Here is a 286-nt window from a genome sequence, read left to right as displayed (position 1 = left end):
AAAAGCGCCTACTATCCTTTCCTGCAAGAACTGGCCCTGCCCCGTCCTTTCCGTTTTATCGCACCCTCGCAGTTTAAAAACCACGAAACCATGAACGGAATTAAAGCGCCGATTGGCACCGGGCCGTGGGTTTTACAGGAATCGAAACTGAATCAGTACGATGTCTTCGTCCGTAACGAAAACTACTGGGGCGAAAAGCCGGCGATTAAAAAGATCACCTTTAACGTGATCCCGGACCCGACTACCCGCGCGGTGGCGTTTGAAACTGGCGATATCGACCTGCTGT

Annotated in this window: 1 protein-coding gene; it reads left to right on the top strand. The window is 51.7% G+C overall.

Features of this window, described 5'->3' with window-relative positions; genetic code table 11:
• Positions 1–286, top strand: a 286-nt coding sequence (locus tag LZP73_RS20555; RefSeq protein WP_234236826.1) for an ABC transporter substrate-binding protein, incomplete at both ends; no start/stop codon positions are given.

Origin of the sequence: Shewanella sp. AS16, assembly GCF_021412365.1 — a bacterium.
In the GTDB taxonomy this organism is placed as follows: Bacteria; Pseudomonadota; Gammaproteobacteria; order Enterobacterales; family Shewanellaceae; genus Shewanella; species Shewanella salipaludis.
This window is presented reverse-complemented; position numbering and strand designations above follow the sequence as displayed.